Here is a 16232-nt window from a genome sequence, read left to right on the forward strand (position 1 = left end):
GGGGCCAGGAGGGGGCGCACACATGAGCGAGCAGACCGGCACCCGCTCCGGCCGCCGGGCCGGGGCGGGTGCCGTCCTGGGGATCGTGGCACTGGTCGTGGGGGTTCTGGTGATCAGGCCCACCGCACCCGTCCCGCCGCCCCGGCCCACCGCGTCCACCGGCATGAGCACCGTCGCCCACTACGAGCTGGCCGACGGTGCTCCCGGCTACCTGGCGCGCATCGACCACGGCGACCGCGTCGAGCTCACCGCCGAGGGGGTCGCCGACCGGGAGACCGGGCGCCGGCTGACCGTCGACGACCAGTTCGAGATCGGCAGCGTCACCAAGACCTTCATGGCGTCGCTGACCCTGCAACTGGTGGACGAGGGGAGGGTCGAGCTGGACCGTCCGATCGAGGACTATCTGCCCGGGGTCGTGCCCGACGGTCGCGACATCACGGTGCGGATGCTGCTCAACCACACCAGCGGCATCTACAACTACACGGACGACGAGGTGTTCCGGCGGTCGGTGTTCACCGACCCGGAGCGGGTCTGGTCCGAGAAGGAGATCCTGGAGCTGGCTTTCAGGTACGACCCGAACTTCCCGCCCGGCACCAACTGGTCGTACTCGAACACCGGCTACATCGTCATCGGGCGGCTGCTCACCTCGGTCACCGGCGAGACCCTGTCCCGCCTGGTGCGTGAGCGCATCACCGAACCGCTGGGTCTGAAACACACCCACCTGCCCGATCCGGGCACCGTCGAAGCCGGGGACACGTACGCCCAGGGATACGCCTTCGACGGCGTGAGTTCCTACGCCGAGGCGGCCTGGTCGGTCGTCAACGGCGGGGGCGGGGCCGACGGCGGCATCATCTCCACGGCCGGCGACCTGGCCGTCTTCCTCCCCGCCGTGCTCCAGGCCCGGCTCTTCTCGGCGCAGCAGCTCGGCGAGATGAGGACGACCGTCGAGCAGCGGCGGGGCTACCTGGTCACCGGTGGGTACGGGCTCGGGCTGATGTGGTTCAAGAGCCCGTGCGGCAAGGTCTGGGGCCACGACGGTCAGACCACCGGGCACCGCACCACCGCCCTGGCCACCGAAGACGGCGGGCGCACGGCGGTCAGCGCCCTCACCGCCGTTCCCGGGCCGGACGCCGGTGACGAAGACGTCGAGCGCTGGTACCAGCTCGCGCAGGCGGCTCAGGACACCGCCGTCTGCACGATGCTCGACCAGCCGGTCCCGCGCGAGGTCACCGACTCCCTGACCGGCAGGACGCCCTCCCCACCGCTGTGAATCACCCGTCGAACATCTCACTGTCACTGACCGCGCTGTAGACCCCCGGCACGCCCTGGGCGGAGGCCGGCAGCACCGTGTCGAACACGTCCCCCGAACCGGCCAGCGTCAGGGCCGGGCGCTCGCCACGGTCCGCCGCCTCCATCCAGGCCGTGAACACCGAACCACCCGGCGCCAGCGTGGAACGCCGCAGGGGCTGGGCGATCTCGACGGCCACCGTGCGCGTGGGCGGGGGCGGGGAGGCCCGCACCTCCCGGGCCACGGCCGCGAAGGCCTTGCCGATCGGCTTGACCACCCCGTCGGCGTCGAAGAGCCCCAGGGTGTGCTCGAGCTCGGGGAAGTCGGCCAGGTGACGGGGCACGTCGTGCGAGCACCACCAGGTCACGCCCCACAACGCGTCGCACGAGGCCGCCGCCAGCACCGACTCCCGGCAGAAGGCCGGGGCCTGGTCCGGGGTGAGCACATTCAGCGGGGCCCCGATCTCCTGCAACCAGACCGGCCGCGAACGATCGAGGGCGAAGGCCCGTGACAGCTCCATCAGGTACTCGGCGTGCCGCACGCTCGGCCCGGACATCGCCCCGTAGTGCTGCGCGGTGCCGTTGAAGATCCAGGAGTGGACGGCCGTGAGGTCGCCGTAGCGGCTGGCGTGCTCCGGCTCGAACGGGTGAGAGTCCTGGTACCACAACGCGTCGTAGGCCGCGTGCACCCTCGGGCCGTCGGGCACCGCGTCCATCAGTCTCGTGATCCAGGCCCCCGCCTCGGCCGGCGTGGCCGGCATCGGCGACGGGTGCGGCCGCGACGAGAACTGGTTCACCTCGTTGCCCAGCGTCAGCCCCAGGTAGCCGGGCAGGTCGCCGACCGCCCCGTGCAGCGAGGCCACCAGCTCGGCCTGGGCGTCGACGACCGAAGGATCGGTGAACAGGTTGCGCCGGTGCCAGCTCGTCAGCCACGACGGCACGAAGTCGAAACTCGAGAGGTGGCCCTGCACCGCGTCCACACTGAACCCCAGCCCGGCGGCCCCGGCCAGCTCCGCGACCCGGCGCACGTCGGCCAGGGCCTCGGGGCGGATCCACGTGCGGTTCGGCTGGAGCACCGGCCACAGCGGCAGGATCCGCACGTGGTCGAGGCCGAGGGCGGCGATCGCGTCGAGGTCCCGGCGGATCGCGTCCCACCGCGGCGACAGCCAGGAGTAGAACCAGTCGCCGGAGGGCACGTAGTTGACGCCGAACCGAGGGGGTGTGTGCACAGATGTCATCCCTTGATGCCGCCGGCCTGCAGACCGCGGAAGAAGTAGCGCTGGAGAAGGGCGAACACGGCGACGATCGGCGCCAGCGCGATGATGGTGCCGGCCGCGATCAGCCGTGGGTCGGAGAAGAACGTGCCCCGCAACCGGTTGAGACCCAGGGTGAGGGTGTAGTTCTCCTCGGAGGAGAGCACGATCAGGGGCCACAGGAAGTCGTTCCAGGCCCCGACGAACGAGAAGATCGCCACGACGGTCATCACACCGCGCACCTGGGGTGCGCAGATGTACCAGAACCGCCGCCACACGCCGGCCCCGTCGACCTTCGCGGCCTCCTCGAGCTCGGGCGGGATGGCCTGAAAGGCGTTACGCATCAGCAGGACGTTCAGGGCGGCGACGCTCGTGGGCAGGGCGACGCCGAGCAGCGTGTCGGCCAGGCCGCTCGAGCGCACCAGCAGGAACTGGGCGATGATGATCGACTCGATCGGCACCAGCAGGGCCACCACGAAGAGCCCGGTGACCAGACCGCGCAGGCGAAACCTCAGGCGGGCCAGTGCGTACCCGGCGAGCGTGGCCCCGACCACGTTGCCGCCGACCACCATCACGGCGACCAGGGCGGAGTTCAGCACGTAGCGCAGCACCGGCACCCGGTCGAGCACGTCTCCGTAGTTGCCCAGCGTCGGGTCAGCCGGAACCAGGTGCGGCGGCTGGGCGTACAGATCGTCGCCGGCACCCTTCAGCGACAGGGACAGCTGCCAGAGGAGCGGTCCGGCCAGGAGCAGGAAGAACCCCAGCAGAATCAGATGGCGGACGACGACGGACGAGCGGGTCATGAGCGCGCACCCCGGTTCTGGTACCAGAGCTGGCCGGCGAGCAGGAGCCCGAGGACGACGAACATCACCACGCTGATCGCTCCCGCGTAACCGGTTTCGGCCTGCAGCCCGGTGCCCTCCTGCTGGATCAACATGGTCACCGTGACGTTCTGCCCGCCAAGTCCTCCGGTGCCGCCGGTGAGCACGTACACCTCGCCGAACACCCGGAAGGCGGCGACCGACGAGAACAGGCCGATGAGAGCGGATGTCGAGCGCACCCCCGGCGCGGTCACGTGCAGGAAGCGGCGGATCGGCCCGGCGCCGTCCATGGACGCGGCGTCGTAGAGGTCCTGGTCGATGTTCGCCATCGCGGCCAGATAGATGACCATGTAATAGCCGAGCCCGCTCCAGATCGTCACCAGCATGGCGCTGAACAGCGTGAGCCAGCGGTCGCTGAGGAACCCGATCGGCTCGTCGACCAGGTTCAGCCAGCGCAGCAGCTCGTTCACCAGGCCGCGCTGGTCGAGCAGGTTGGTCCAGATCAGGCCGACGACGACCGACGACATGATCACCGGCAGGTAATAGGCGGTGCGGAAAAAGCCCAGGATCCGGGTGCTTCCGTTGACCAGTGCCGCCAGAACGAGCGGCGCCACGACCATGACCGGCACCACGCAGACCACGTAGAGCAGCGAGTTGGTCATCGCGATCCGGAACCGCTCGTCCGCGGCGAGCCGGGTGAAGTTGTCCAGGCCGATGAAATGCCCCTGTCTGAGCAGGGTCGCGTCGGTGACCGAGAGCGCCAGCGTGTTGACGAACGGGAACAGGATGAACGTGATCACGATCGCCAGCGCGGGGGCCAGGAACAACCAGGGAGCCCACCAGCGGTCATGGGTGCGACCGGCACCAGCGCCGCGCCCCGTCAGGGGGCGCGGCGTCAGGGCCAGGCTCACTGGTTCAGGTTCCCGTTGGCGTACTCCACGGCCTCGTCGAGAGCCTCCTGCACGTCCTTCTTGCCCAGCACCGCCAGCGCGATCTGCTCGCGCAGGTGGTCGACGCTCTTGGAGCTGAAAGCGGCCGGCCAGTAAACGATCGCCTCGGACACGGCCTTGGCCGACTCCAGCCGTAGTGCCGTCTCGTCGGTGCCGTCGTCCTGGGTGAAGTACTCGTCGTCGAGAGCGCCCGTGGCCGAGGGGAAGATGGCGGCCTTCTGGCTGAACGCGAGCTGGTTCTCCTTGTCGGTGGCGAACTTCGCGAAGGCGACGGCCGTGGCCGTGTTCTCCGACTTCGCGTTCACGGCCAGCGACTCGATGTACATGTTGGGCTTGTCGTTGGTGATCTGCGGCGAGATCTCCACCGTCTTCGCCACCTTCGGAGCGGTTTCCTTCAGATCCTTGAGCGTGTAGGAGCTTCCGGGGAGCCAGCCGACCTGCCCGGCCTTGAACGCGTCGACCTCACCGGTCTGCAGCTCGTTCAGGGTCGCCTCGGTCAGGCCGCCCGCCGTGAAGAGTTCCTTGTAGTGGTTCACCAGCTCCACGCCCTTGGCGTCGTTGAAGGTGAACGTGGTGCCGCCGGAGTCCATCAGGGGGACGCCGTAGGAACCGAAGTTCTCGATCGCCGGCAGTCGCCCGACCATCGACGCGTCAGCCTTGCACTCCGTGGCCATCCTCAGCCCGGCGGTGAAGAGCGCGTCGTAGGTGGTGGGCAGATCGCCCGTCACACCGCACTTCTCGAGCACCGCGGTGTTGAAGAACGAAGGCCCGGTGTTGAGGTACCACGGGTAGGCGTAGGTTCCCCCCAGGGACGGGAAGTGGTTGGCGTCCCAGGCCTTCGGCAGGTAGTCGCTCTGCGCGGCCGCGTCGGTCTTCGACAGGTCGAGCAGCATCCCCGCGCCGGCCAGCGTGAACGCGGCCTCGGGGCCGACGTCGACCACGTCGGGCAGGGACCCGGCCGCGGCGTCGGCGGAGAGCTTGTCCTGGTAGCCCTCGGCCGGCTGGTCGATCCACTTCACCGTGGTGCCGGGGTGGGCGGCCTCGAAGGCGTCGACGAGGCCGGTGAAGTACTCCTCGTAGCCGCCTTTCAAGTTCCAGGTCTGAAAGCTGATCTCGCCCGTGACCTCACCGCTGACGGTGGACCGGGCGTCGGTGTCGTCGGACGATCCGCCCGCGACCCCGCAGGCGCTGATCGAGAGGGCGAGTACGGCGGGCAGGGCGAGGGTGGTGCGCTTACGGGACGGCATCATTGCTCCCTAGCAGCTGGGCGGGTGAGGCGGAGGGTGGTGAGCTGGTACGGGCCGAGCGTCAGGTGTCCGTCGAGAAGCGCGGCGGGCAGGTCGGGTTCACGGGTGAACGGACGCTCGAGCACGTCGGTCTCGATCGTCGCGTCGGTCTCGAAATGGGGGACGAGGCGGCCGGTCGCCCGGCCACCGAGAGTCTCGTGGATGCGCACCACGACGTCACCGCTGCGGTCGTCGGCCAGTTTGATCCAGTCGACGACGGCGGCCCCGGAGGCCAGTTCGAGCGACACCAGGGGAGCGGTGTCGGGCAGGTGCCCGAGTTCGGGGGCGTTGAGGTCGTCGGCGACGGCGCGGGTCAGGGACTCGTCGCCGGCGACGACGGCGAAGCGGAAGACGTGCTGCCCGCGATCGGTGTCCGGATCGGGAAAGTGGGGTGCGCGGAGCAGGGTCGGGCGGATCTCGGTGCCGCCCGGCACACGGCGCACGTCGCAGCCGTAGGTGGAGTCGTTGGCCACGCCCACGCCGAAGCCGGGCTCCGTGACGTGGACCCAGCGGTGTGAGCAGACCTCGAACTGGGCCTCGTCGGCGGCCGTGTTCTCGTGGGTCGGCCGATCGAGAGCGCCGTACTGCGCCTCGAAGCGGGCGCTGCGGGTGTGCACGGCCACCGGCAGCGAGAGCTTGAGCAGGTGCTCGCGCTCCTGCCAGTCCACCTCCACGGTGATGTCCAGCCGTGGAACTCCCGGCTGCAGCGAGTATCTCGTGACGTAGGTCGAGGCGCCGTGCACCCGGGTGACCACGACGTCCCGTTCGCCGACCGTCACGGTGACCGGGGCGTCCATCGTGATCCGATTGCCGGGGTTGCGCAGCACGTGACGATCGAGATCCCAGGCGTCCCAGCGGGCCGGCTGATCGCGGAAGAGCTGGAGCGCGCCGAGCTCCTGGCCGGGCACGAGGAGGCTGCGACCGGTGTGCACGTCGACCAGAGCCGTGACCGTGCCGTTCGCACCGATCTCGGCACGCAGAACCCCGTTGTCGACCACCGCGTCCGCCGTCGGTGGCACTGCGGAGGAGACCCGGACGACGGAGAAGTCGGCAACCCGCCCGGATTCGCCCTCGGTCGGCAGGAGCGAGCGCAGCGATGCTTCGAGGGATTGATAGGTGTCGCGGGCCTCGCGATGCACCCAGGAGATCGACGAGCCGGGCAGGATGTCGTGGAACTGGTGCAGCAGCACGGTGTGCCAGGCCTGCTCGAGTTCGTCGTAGGGGTAGGAACGCCCGCGCCGAACGGCTCCGACGGTGGCCAGGTACTCGACCGTGCGCAGCAGTGCCTCGGCCCGGCGGTTGCCCTGCTTCATCGCGATCTGAGAGGTGAGCGTGCCGCGGTGCAGCTCGAGGTAGAGTTCGCCCGACCAGAGCGGGGCCTCGTCGCCGAGCTCGGCCTCGACCTCGCGGAAGAACTGCTCCGGATGCCCCAGCCCGACGCGGGCCGCTCCTTCGAGATCGGCGAAACGGTGCGTGCGGGAGAGCATCTCGCGGTTCGGGCCGCCACCGCCGTCACCGTAGCCGAACAGCAGCAGGGACTGCGACGAGATGGCCTTGTCGCGGAAGTTGCTCACCGCGTGCTTGAGCTCGGCGGCCGTGACCTCGGCGGCGTAGGTGTCGGCGGGCGGGAAGTGGGTGAGGATCCGCGAGCCGTCGAGACCTTCCCAGCTGAACGTGTGGTGCGGGAAGGTCGTGGTGTCGTTCCAGGAGATCTTCTGGGTGAGGAAGTACCGGTAGCCGGCCCGCCGGGCGATCTGCGGCCAGGCGCCGGAGTAGCCGAAGCTGTCGGGCAGCCACACCAGCTGCGACTCGTGGCCGAAGGCCTCGGCGAACCAGCGCTTGCCGAACGTGATCTGCCGGACCAGGGACTCGCCGGTCGGCATCACCGCGTCGGACTCGACCCACATCCCGCCGACCGGCACGATACGGCCCTCGGCCACCCGCTGCCGCACCCGCTCGAACAGCTCCGGATGGTCTTCGCGCACCCACTGGTACTGCTGGGCCGACGACATCGCGTAGACGAACTCGTCGTCGGTCTCCATCAGGGTGAGCACGTTGGTGAGGGTGCGGGCGACCTTGCGGCGGGTCTCGCGCAGGGGCCAGAGCCAGGCCGAGTCGATGTGGGCGTGGCCGACGGCGGTCATCCGGTGGGCGCTGGCGTGGGCGGGCCTGGCCAGGGCCGGTTGCAGGGCGGCGCGGGCCTGGGCGGGAGTGGCTGCGTCGAGGGCGTTCTCGACCGCGCGCAGCATCTGCCAGTACCGGGGCTCGGTGCTGTCGAGGGTGGGCAGGAGGTCGCCCGTGGCCTCGAGATCGCGCAGGAGCTCGAAGATCTCGGGGGAGAAGGTGAACAGGCCGGCCGAGATCAGGCGGTAGGGCTCGGGTTCGCCGGGTCCTGGTTTCTCGCCGAGGGTGGTCGCGACGAACGGAGGCAGGCCGAGCAGCAGCGGGTTCGCGGCCGCCTCGACGAAGAGGGTGAACGACCCGTCGTCGGCGAGGACACCGGGTGCGGCCCCCGGACCGGTCAGCCGGACCCAGCCGTTGCGTGGGTGAAGGGCTTTCACCGGAACCCCGTCGGGCCGGAACACCAGACCCTCGCAGTGCCCGCCCACCGAGTGGTCGAACCAGCCGAGGTCGAGAACCAGTTCGACGGGCAGCGGGAACTGAGCGGGGTGCGCGCGTTCGACGGGCCGCGGTGGTTGGGTGGGCTGTGCGGGTCGAGTGAGCTGTGCGGGTCGGGCGGGCTGTGCGGGTCGGGTGGGCTGTGTGGGCTCTGTGGGCGGTGCGGGTTCGCCGGGCCCTGCCGGCAGGAGCGCGTGGGGTACCCGGCCCTCGATCCGCAGCCAGGTGGTGCCCCAGGCCGGCCCCCAGGTCTCACCCAGGGCCAGGGGCTGGTAGAGCGCCGGGTCGAGATTGATCGCGAGCGCGGGCGGGACCGGTTCGCCGCCGACCCGCCAGGCCGCCACGGTGACGTCGGAAACCGGCTGGTGCAGAAGAGGAACGATGCGCTCTCGCACCGCCCGGGGAAGGCGGTCGATGACGTGGGACGGATTCAGGTGCACGGGGCGACCTCCGATCTCTCCGAACGCTAAAGCGCTTTAGTCGCCGTCGTCAATGGATCAGCGCGACAAGAGTGCTAATCGGGACCTTCGGTGCCGCGACGAACCCGGTGCGCCGGCACCTCGACGTCGAGGCCGAACCTCAGCGCTGCGGCGAACTCTCGCGCACCACGAGGGTCGGCTGCTGCGCCTCGATGTCGGCCTTCACCGAACGAGCCGAACGATCCGAACGAGCCGAACGATCCGAACGATCCGAACGAGCCGAGCCGGCCGAGCGCTCGGCCCCGTCCGCCGGGGCAGACCGGTCCGGCCCGTCCACCAGTTGCAGCAGCCTGCGCGCCACCGCCTCGCCGAACACCGTCGGATCCCGCCGCACCGCCGTCAGCGACGGCTGCAGCGCCACGCAGATCGCCGAGTCCTCGCAGCTCACCACCGAGATCTCGTCGAGCAGCCCGGCCGTGCGCAACGCCCGCACCCCGGCCACCGCGAGCACCTCGTTGTCGAACACCAGCGCGTCCGGACGGTCGGCCGACGCGATCAGCCGGCGCGTGGCCTCCAGCCCGTCACTCTCGCTGTAGTCGGTGTGCACGACCCCCGGCGAGGCCAGCACCCCGGCCGCCGCCTTGCGGAACGCCCCGATGCGCCGGTGCACGTGCAGCAGCTCGGCCGGCCCGCTGACGTAGGCCAGCCGGCGGCAACCGGTCTCCTGCAGGTGCTCGACCAGCAGCCGCATGGCCGCCCCGTCGTCGACCGTGACCGCGGGCAGCAGCCGCTTGGGATCGGGCCCGCCGGCCAGCACGGCCGGCAGGCCCAGATCACGCAGGAACGCCGGACGCGGGTCACCCCGGCGCAGGTCGCTGATGATGACCCCCTCGACCCGGCGTTCCCGGTTCCAGCGGCGCAGAACGGCCAGCTCGTCGTCGACCGACCGCGTCATCTGGAACAGCAGCCCGTACCCACGGCTGGAGAGCACGGACTGGGCCCCGGTCAGCAGCCGTAGGTAGAAGCTCTCCATGCCGAACTCCTGCACGTCGCGCGTGAGCACGAACCCGACCGTCATCGAGGTGATCCCGGACAGCGTGCGGGCCGCGTGGTTCGGCGCGAACTGCAGTTCCTCGGCCAGCGCCAGCACCCGCTCGCGGGTCTGCTCGGAGACCCCGGGACGGCCGTTCAGCGCGAACGACGCCGCCGTCTCGGAGATGCCCAGACGCGTGGCGAGATCCTTCAACGTCGGGCGGGGCCGTCGCGGCGACATGGGTCCTCAGGAGGCTTCGGTGCGGCAGGGGCTGATCACGGTACAACCTCCCTGATCACGGTCGTGGCCTTATTGCCCGAGTAGTCCTCGATCGTGGCCGTCACCCGGGACGTGGCGCTCGACAACCGCAGGGTGAGTGCGGCCGTCGTGGTGCGGCCCCGGATGATGTACGGCTTGGCCCCCGACGAGTACGTGGTCGCGAACGTCCTGGCCACGCCGTCCTCCTCGACGTGGATCTTGTACCAGTCGTCGGTCGCCGGGGTGCTGAACCGGGCGGTGGTGGAGTCGATGTCGACCAGATCGCGGGCGTAGGGCTCGACCACCGTGTCGGCGAACTCCCCGCGGGCCGAGACCTCGGTGCCCTTCCCCGCGTCCACCGTCACCTTGAAGTGCCCGCCCTCGGTGGGCAGCCCGGTGAGCCGGGCCGAGGTGGCTCTGCCCGTCACCCGCACCGACCGGCTGACCGGTTCGTCGGTGTAGGCGGATGTGAGCGTGACCCTCGTGTTGTTGGTGGGAGTGGGCCAGCTGACGTCGACCGAGCCGTCGTCCGACACCGACGCCGTGACGTCGCCGGTGCCCTTGGTGAAGTCGTACGTCAGCTTCGCCGGCTTGCTCAGGCTGCCGTCGTGCCCGACCGCCCGCAGCTCGAGAGTGCCCTTGCCCGCGGTGAAATGCTTGACGTAGAGCACGTCGTCGTAGATGCCGCCGAGGTACTTTCCGCCGTCGTAGACCGCGTACTCGGCCACATCGTCGTAATCGCCCAGATCCCAGCCCAGTTCGAGCTCGTCGGTGCCGGTGAGGGCGGACGTGACGTGGAAGCCGCGCGGGGTGGACGGGGTGTGGTTCCTTCCGTCAGTCACGGTGATCCGGCCGACGTTGAGCTGGTAGTTCTCGACCGAAGCGCCCGAGACGCCCAGTCCCAGCGTCGCGATCGTCCGGCCGGCGTGGTCACCCAGGTCCACGGTGCCCGTCGTCCACTGCTTGCTCTGCCTGCCCGAGTTCGTCAGGGGCAGACGGACGACCCGGTCGGGTTCGTCGGCGAAGGTCACCGCGACATCGATGTGGGACGCGTCGGTGGGGGAGACCTTGCGGTAGGTCACCTCGGCCTCGGACTTCTTGCCCACGGCCAGATCCGTGCGGTAGAGCTTCAGGTAGTTGTCGGCCTCGAGGTCGCCGCTCAGCACGAGCGAGCTGCCACCCTCGTAGCCACCCACCGGCCGGTAGGTGAAGCGGTCGGCCTTCGTGGCCCGGGTGCCGTAGTCGTAGTCGACGCCCAGGGGCGCGCCGGTGGAGGTGATGTCCCACTGCCAGGTCGCCGGCTGGTCTTGGACGTTGATGTTCGACCACTCGTCCGGGCTCGAACTCCGGCCCTGGTGAACGTATTCCAGTCCGTGGCCGGTGTTGAAGGTCGTGTCGAACACCGACCCGTCGATCGTCGATCGCTCGGTGATGTAGTTCGAGATGCCCTTCCAGGTGCCCGCGTCGACGGCGCCCCCGGTCGAGCTTCCCGTCCACCAGCGCCGTTCCCGGTCGTACGCCTTCCACTGGTTGGCGTCGTCTTCCTTGCCGGGCAGTTCTGCGTGCACGAAATCGCTGCCCAGCGTGGCGATCGCGTTCATCGGTCTGCCGTCGGCGCCCAAGTTGTCGTCGAGATCGTACGGCTGGTCGAACTGGTACATCCCCGCCTCGAGGCCCGCGAACGAGGTGGTGAGCGGATCGAGGCCGATCGACGTCGCGTGCTGCGCCGAGTTGGTCAGCTTGGTCTTGTTCCACCAGTAGTTCAGGAACATCGAGTCGCTGACATCGCCGATCTCCGGGTCACGCACGAACGGGCTGTTGAGCGCGGTGAATTCGTTCTGGTACACGCGGGCGCCGGTGGTGTTGTCCACCGAGTCGTAGAACTGCACGTACAGCCCGGCATCCTTGATGGTCTTGAGAAACTGCTTGTAGCGCGGGATGTCGGCCGGAGCGACCTTCGGTTCCTCCTGGTTGATGAAGTAACCGTCGAACCCGTACCACTGCGCCAGCTCGATCAGCTTGCGGGCCACCGGGTAGCCGCCCTCGGCGTCCTGCTTCAGCAGCTCGGTGTAGGTCTGTGTGCCCCGGTCGTTCTCGGAGAGGAACACGGTGCCGAGCGACTTCACGCCGTTCTTGTGCGCGGCGTTGGTGTAGCCGGAGTTCGGCAGGTTGAGCATGCCGAACTCGAACCACTTCTCCTTCCAGTCCAGGTTCGGGTCGTAGAGCTCCTCGGGCACGCCCTCCCCGGCCATGCCGTGCCACGACGCGTAATAGTCGGTGTACTGCCAGAAGTTGAACGTGTAGGCGCTGAACTCGTTGTTGTAGGGGTAGCTCTCGAAGAACGCGTTGCCGTAGTCACCGGCCAGCGTGAGGTGCTCGGCCCCCTTCTCGCCGGTGTCGATACGTTGCTGCAGGGGCACTCTCGACCGGGTCAGGTCGCCGAACAGGTCGGACCCCGGCGTCCAGCGCAGCAGGTCGGCCGCGGTGTAGCCGTGCTGGAACGGCTGGTTGGCGCCCTTGGCCGCGGCTCCGGTCCAGGGCAGGGTGTCCGACGCGGTGGCGGGGAGGGCCGCGGCGACCAGAACCGCGGTCGCCGCGGTGGCGGCGATGATGAGGGTTCTTCTGCGAGACACGTGTACCTCTTCCGTGAGGTGCAACTAATGCGCTTTAGTCTTCACGGCAGTGTATGGACGTGTCCTCGCCGACAGCAAGGGGCTCCGGACGCAGAGTGGCGACCGGGCGGCTGGCCCGTTGATGACAGACTGACCCGGTGCGCTCGACTCTCTACCGCCGCGTCCAGCTGCCCGAACCACCCGGGTTCCACGAGGAGCTGCCCCGGCGCTGGGAGGTGCTGGTCCACGACGGCGTCATCGTGCGCGTCACCCCCGAGGGCACGGCGTCCGACGACGCCGACGAGACCGTCGACCTGGCCGGTGCCCTGCTGCTGCCCGGCTTCGTCGACGCGCACGCCCACGTCACCGACACCGGGCTGCTCCTGACCGGCGTCGACTGCACCGGCGCCCGGTCGGTCACCGAGATCCTCGACCGGGTGGCCGATCTGGCGCGGAACCGGCCCGGCCGGCAGATCCTCGGCCACGGCTGGGACGAACTCGAGCTGGCCGAGGGCCGCCCGCCGACGGCTCAGGAGCTGGACAACGCCGGTGGCGGGGCCGTGGTCTACCTGTCCCGGGTCGACGTGCACTCGGCCGTCGTCTCCTCGGCCCTCGCCGAACGGGCCGGGCTGGCGGGCCGCGAGGGCTGGAGCGCGGACGGACGCGTCGAACGGGACGCCCACCACGCGGCCCGTCACACCACCCGCTTCGAGATCCCCGCCGCCGAGCGCCGCGAGCTGCAGCTCCGGGCACTGCGCCGGGCGGCCGCGCGGGGCGTCATCGAGGTGCACGAGATGTCCGCGCCCCACATCGCCCCCGACGAAGACCTGCTCGCCCTGCTGGAGCTCACCGGGGAGGATCTGCCCGACGTCGTCGCCTACCGCGGTGAGCTCGTGGCCTCGGAGGCCGAGGCCCGGCAGGTGCTCGAGCGTTTCGGGGGCCGCCTGGCCGGTCTGGCCGGAGACCTGATGATGGACGGCGCCTTCGGCTCCCGCACCGCCCGCCTGAAGAGCGGCTACACCGACGCCCCCGGCCACCACGGTTACCTCTACTCCACCGCCGAGCAGGCCCACGAGCACCTGGTCGCGTGCACCCGGGCCGGTGTGCAGGGCGGCTTCCACGTCATCGGTGACGCCGCGGTCGAGGAGCTGCTCGAGGGCCTGTCCCGCGCGGCCGAGACCCTGGGCGACGACGCGGTCGCGGCCGCCCGGCACCGCTTCGAGCACGTCGAGGGCATCGACGTCTCCGGGGCCGCCGTGCTCGCCGACCTCGACGTGATCGCCAGCGTGCAGCCCGCTTTCGACGCGCACTGGGGTGGCTACAGCGGCATGTACGCCCGGCGGGTGGGGCCCGACCGGGCCCTGGCGCAGAACCCGTTCCTCAGCATGCTGAGGGCGGGCGTCGTGCTGGCGTTCGGCTCCGACAGCCCGGTGACCCCGTTCGCCCCCTGGGAGGGTGTGCGCGCGGCCCTGCGCCACCACAACCGCGTCCAGCGCCTGGACCTCCGCGATGCCATCGAGGCGCACACCCTCGGGGGTCTGCGGGCGTCGCGCCGTCCCGGCCCCGCCACCATCCGCCTCGGCGAAGGTGACCGGGCGACGTTCGCCGCCTGGACGTCCCCCGGTATCCGGGTCGCCGGCGTCGCCGAGCACTCGGTGCCCCTGGCCGCCCTGACCGAGGAGCTCTTCGGCGGCGATGCCGTTCCCGAGCTGGTGCTCACCCGCCGGCGCTGAGCCCGGCCCGAAAGGGTTTCGCCGGGATTGTCGCCTCGTGCGAGACTCCCGGTCATGTCCGTGCGATACCCCCGCCCCCTGCGTCCCGGTGACCGGGTGGGCGTCACCTCACCGTCCCTCGGCGTGCCGCCGGAACTACGGCCGAGGCTGCAGGCCGGTGTCCGGGCCGTGGAGGCGCGGGGGTACGAGGTCGTGGTCGGGGAGTGCATGGACGCCTCCGGTCACGTCAGCGCCCCGGCGGCCGACCGGGCGGCGGAGCTGACGGCGATGCTGACCGACCCGTCCATCCGCGCGGTGGTGCCGCCGTGGGGCGGCGAGACCGCGATCGACCTGCTGCCCCGGCTCGACTGGACGCGGCTGCGCGAGGGCGAACCGACCTGGATGGTCGGGTTCTCCGACATCTCCACGATCATCACGCCTCTCACCCTGCTGACCGGCACGGCCACGGTGCACGGCAACAACCTGATGGACACCCCCTACCGGGCGCCCGAGGGCCTGCTGACCTGGCTCGACCTCGTCACCCTGGAGGCCGGCGCGTCGTTCGCCCAGACCCCGCCCGGCCGCTACCGGGCGCAGGGCTGGGACGACTACCGCGAGCACCCGGAGGTCAGCGAGTTCACGCTCGACACCCCGGGGGCCTGGACCCGCCTCGACAGCGCCGAGGACCTCGACGTCGAGGGCCGTCTCATCGGCGGCTGCATCGAGACCCTCTGCAACCTGACCGGAACCGGCTTTCTCGACGCCACCGCCTTCGCCGACCAGCACGCCCCGGAGGGCCTGCTGGTCTACGTCGAAGCGGCGGGCGACGACGCGGGCACCATCTGCCGCAACCTGCACGGCCTGCGCCTGGCCGGCTTCTTCGACCGCGCCAACGCCGTTCTCGTGGGCCGCACCTCGGCGCCCGACAACGGCAACCTGACCCAGCGCGACGCCGTGATCGACGCGCTCGGCGGCCTGGGCGTGCCCATCGTCGCCGACGTGGAGTGCGGCCACGTCCAGCCCTTCCTCCCCCTCGTGAACGGGGCCCGGGCCCGGCTCGTTCACACGGCGGAGCGCAGCGAGATCACTCAGACCCTCGACTAGCGGCAACGTCTTCGGAGGACCGGAACACGTTGCCCTCGTTCTCCGGGGACGGCTTGCGGGCCAGGGCCAGGAGGTTGAACAGCGGCCCGACCAGGATGTCGTAAACCCTTGGCAGTGCGCTGAAACCGAGCCGCATCAGCGGGTTCAGGGGGCCGACGGCAGCGGTGCGGCGGCGCTTGTCCACGACCCTCAGCACCGTGCGGGCCACGGCCTCGGGGCTGAGCACGGGCGGGGGAGGGGAGCCGGCCCTCCCGACGTAGGTCGCGGCCATCCGGTAGATCCGGGTGTCGATGCCGCCGGGTGACACCAGGGCCACGTGCACGCCCGGGGTCTTGCGGGCCTCCTGCTGCAGCGTGCGGGCCAGGCCGTGCACCGCCCACTTCGACGTCGCGTACGCGCCCATCCGGGGCGCCGTGATCTGGCCCAGCACCGAGCCGATGATCACCAGGTGCCCCTTCCGGGCGTCCTCGAACACCCGCAGGGACTCCCGGGCGACGTTCGCCGTTCCCCGCACCCCCACGTCCACCACCCGGTCCCAGACGTGCTCGGGCACCTGCGTGAGCCGCCCGTAGGCGACGACGGCCGCCGTGTGCACCACCACGTCCAGCGTTCCGAACTCCTCGACCGCCCGGCGGACGGCCGCCCGCACCGCCTCCGCGTCGCTGACGTCGGCGACCTGGGCCACCGCCCTCCCGCCGCGTTGCTCGCAGGAGGTGACCAGGTCGTCCAGCATTCCGCCCGACCTCGCCGTGAGCACCAGGCGGGCGCCCCGATCGGCATAGGCGAGGGCGACGGCGGTGCCGATCCCGCCGCTGGCGCCGGTGATCAGGACGACGGGTGACTCGGGCATGGGTGTCCTTCCGGATGCCTGAAAGTGC

At 70.4% G+C, this 16232-nt stretch carries 11 protein-coding genes; 3 read left to right on the forward strand and 8 right to left on the reverse strand.

Annotated features, from left to right (window positions below):
• Positions 1-22: 22 nt before the first annotated feature.
• The gene (locus J2S57_RS22575; RefSeq protein ID WP_307246260.1) at positions 23-1270 is read left to right on the forward strand and encodes a serine hydrolase domain-containing protein; all 1248 of its coding nucleotides are present in this window, start codon (positions 23-25) and stop codon (positions 1268-1270) included.
• Between the two features lies 1 nt (position 1271).
• Here J2S57_RS22575 and J2S57_RS22580 read toward each other — a convergent pair whose 3' ends face one another.
• From J2S57_RS22580 to J2S57_RS22610, 7 genes are all read right to left on the reverse strand, one after another.
• Positions 1272-2525, reverse strand: a complete 1254-nt coding sequence (locus tag J2S57_RS22580; protein ID WP_442358341.1) for a glycoside hydrolase 5 family protein — start codon at positions 2523-2525, stop codon at positions 1272-1274.
• Positions 2522-3343, reverse strand: coding sequence for a carbohydrate ABC transporter permease (locus J2S57_RS22585; protein WP_307246264.1), 822 nt, complete (start codon positions 3341-3343; stop codon positions 2522-2524). Before J2S57_RS22585 ends, J2S57_RS22580 begins: the two co-directional genes overlap by 4 nt.
• Positions 3340-4272 (reverse strand): carbohydrate ABC transporter permease, encoded by a 933-nt coding sequence (locus J2S57_RS22590; RefSeq protein ID WP_307246266.1) that lies wholly within the window; start codon positions 4270-4272, stop codon positions 3340-3342. The genes J2S57_RS22585 and J2S57_RS22590 overlap by 4 nt, the downstream gene beginning before the upstream one ends.
• On the reverse strand, positions 4269-5558 hold the full coding sequence (locus J2S57_RS22595) for an ABC transporter substrate-binding protein (protein ID WP_307246268.1): 1290 nt from the start codon (positions 5556-5558) through the stop codon (positions 4269-4271). Before J2S57_RS22595 ends, J2S57_RS22590 begins: the two co-directional genes overlap by 4 nt.
• Positions 5558-8656: an alpha-mannosidase gene (locus tag J2S57_RS22600; RefSeq protein WP_307246270.1), complete on the reverse strand. Its 3099-nt coding sequence runs from the start codon at positions 8654-8656 to the stop codon at positions 5558-5560. The genes J2S57_RS22595 and J2S57_RS22600 overlap by 1 nt, the downstream gene beginning before the upstream one ends.
• Before the next feature lie 139 nt (positions 8657-8795).
• Positions 8796-9908, reverse strand: coding sequence for a LacI family DNA-binding transcriptional regulator (locus J2S57_RS22605; protein ID WP_307246273.1), 1113 nt, complete (start codon positions 9906-9908; stop codon positions 8796-8798).
• Between the two features lie 35 nt (positions 9909-9943).
• Entirely contained in the window at positions 9944-12559 is a 2616-nt protein-coding gene (locus J2S57_RS22610) for an endo-beta-N-acetylglucosaminidase (RefSeq protein ID WP_307246275.1), read from the reverse strand.
• 137 nt (positions 12560-12696) lie between these two features.
• On the opposite strand from J2S57_RS22610, the gene J2S57_RS22615 reads away from it, so the two are divergent.
• Positions 12697-14271 (forward strand): amidohydrolase, encoded by a 1575-nt coding sequence (locus J2S57_RS22615; RefSeq protein WP_307246277.1) that lies wholly within the window; start codon positions 12697-12699, stop codon positions 14269-14271.
• Between the two features lie 54 nt (positions 14272-14325).
• Entirely contained in the window at positions 14326-15354 is a 1029-nt protein-coding gene (locus J2S57_RS22620) for a S66 family peptidase (protein ID WP_307246279.1), read from the forward strand.
• On the opposite strand, the gene J2S57_RS22625 is transcribed toward J2S57_RS22620, so the two are convergent.
• Complete coding sequence (locus J2S57_RS22625; RefSeq protein WP_307246281.1) at positions 15335-16204, reverse strand: SDR family NAD(P)-dependent oxidoreductase; 870 nt, start codon at positions 16202-16204, stop codon at positions 15335-15337. The genes J2S57_RS22620 and J2S57_RS22625 overlap by 20 nt on opposite strands.
• Positions 16205-16232 lie beyond the last annotated feature (28 nt).

It is taken from the genome of Kineosporia succinea, assembly GCF_030811555.1.
Lineage (GTDB): Bacteria > Actinomycetota > Actinomycetes > Actinomycetales > Kineosporiaceae > Kineosporia > Kineosporia succinea.

Coding starts and splice junctions, on each gene's coding strand:
- J2S57_RS22580 (WP_442358341.1), bottom strand. CDS start 2,525: ATGACATCTGTGCACACACCCCCTCGGTTCGGCGTCAACTACGTGCCC.
- J2S57_RS22605 (WP_307246273.1), bottom strand. CDS start 9,908: ATGTCGCCGCGACGGCCCCGCCCGACGTTGAAGGATCTCGCCACGCGT.
- J2S57_RS22620 (WP_307246279.1), top strand. CDS start 14,326: ATGTCCGTGCGATACCCCCGCCCCCTGCGTCCCGGTGACCGGGTGGGC.
- J2S57_RS22585 (WP_307246264.1), bottom strand. CDS start 3,343: ATGACCCGCTCGTCCGTCGTCGTCCGCCATCTGATTCTGCTGGGGTTC.
- J2S57_RS22575 (WP_307246260.1), top strand. CDS start 23: ATGAGCGAGCAGACCGGCACCCGCTCCGGCCGCCGGGCCGGGGCGGGT.
- J2S57_RS22625 (WP_307246281.1), bottom strand. CDS start 16,204: ATGCCCGAGTCACCCGTCGTCCTGATCACCGGCGCCAGCGGCGGGATC.
- J2S57_RS22595 (WP_307246268.1), bottom strand. CDS start 5,558: ATGCCGTCCCGTAAGCGCACCACCCTCGCCCTGCCCGCCGTACTCGCC.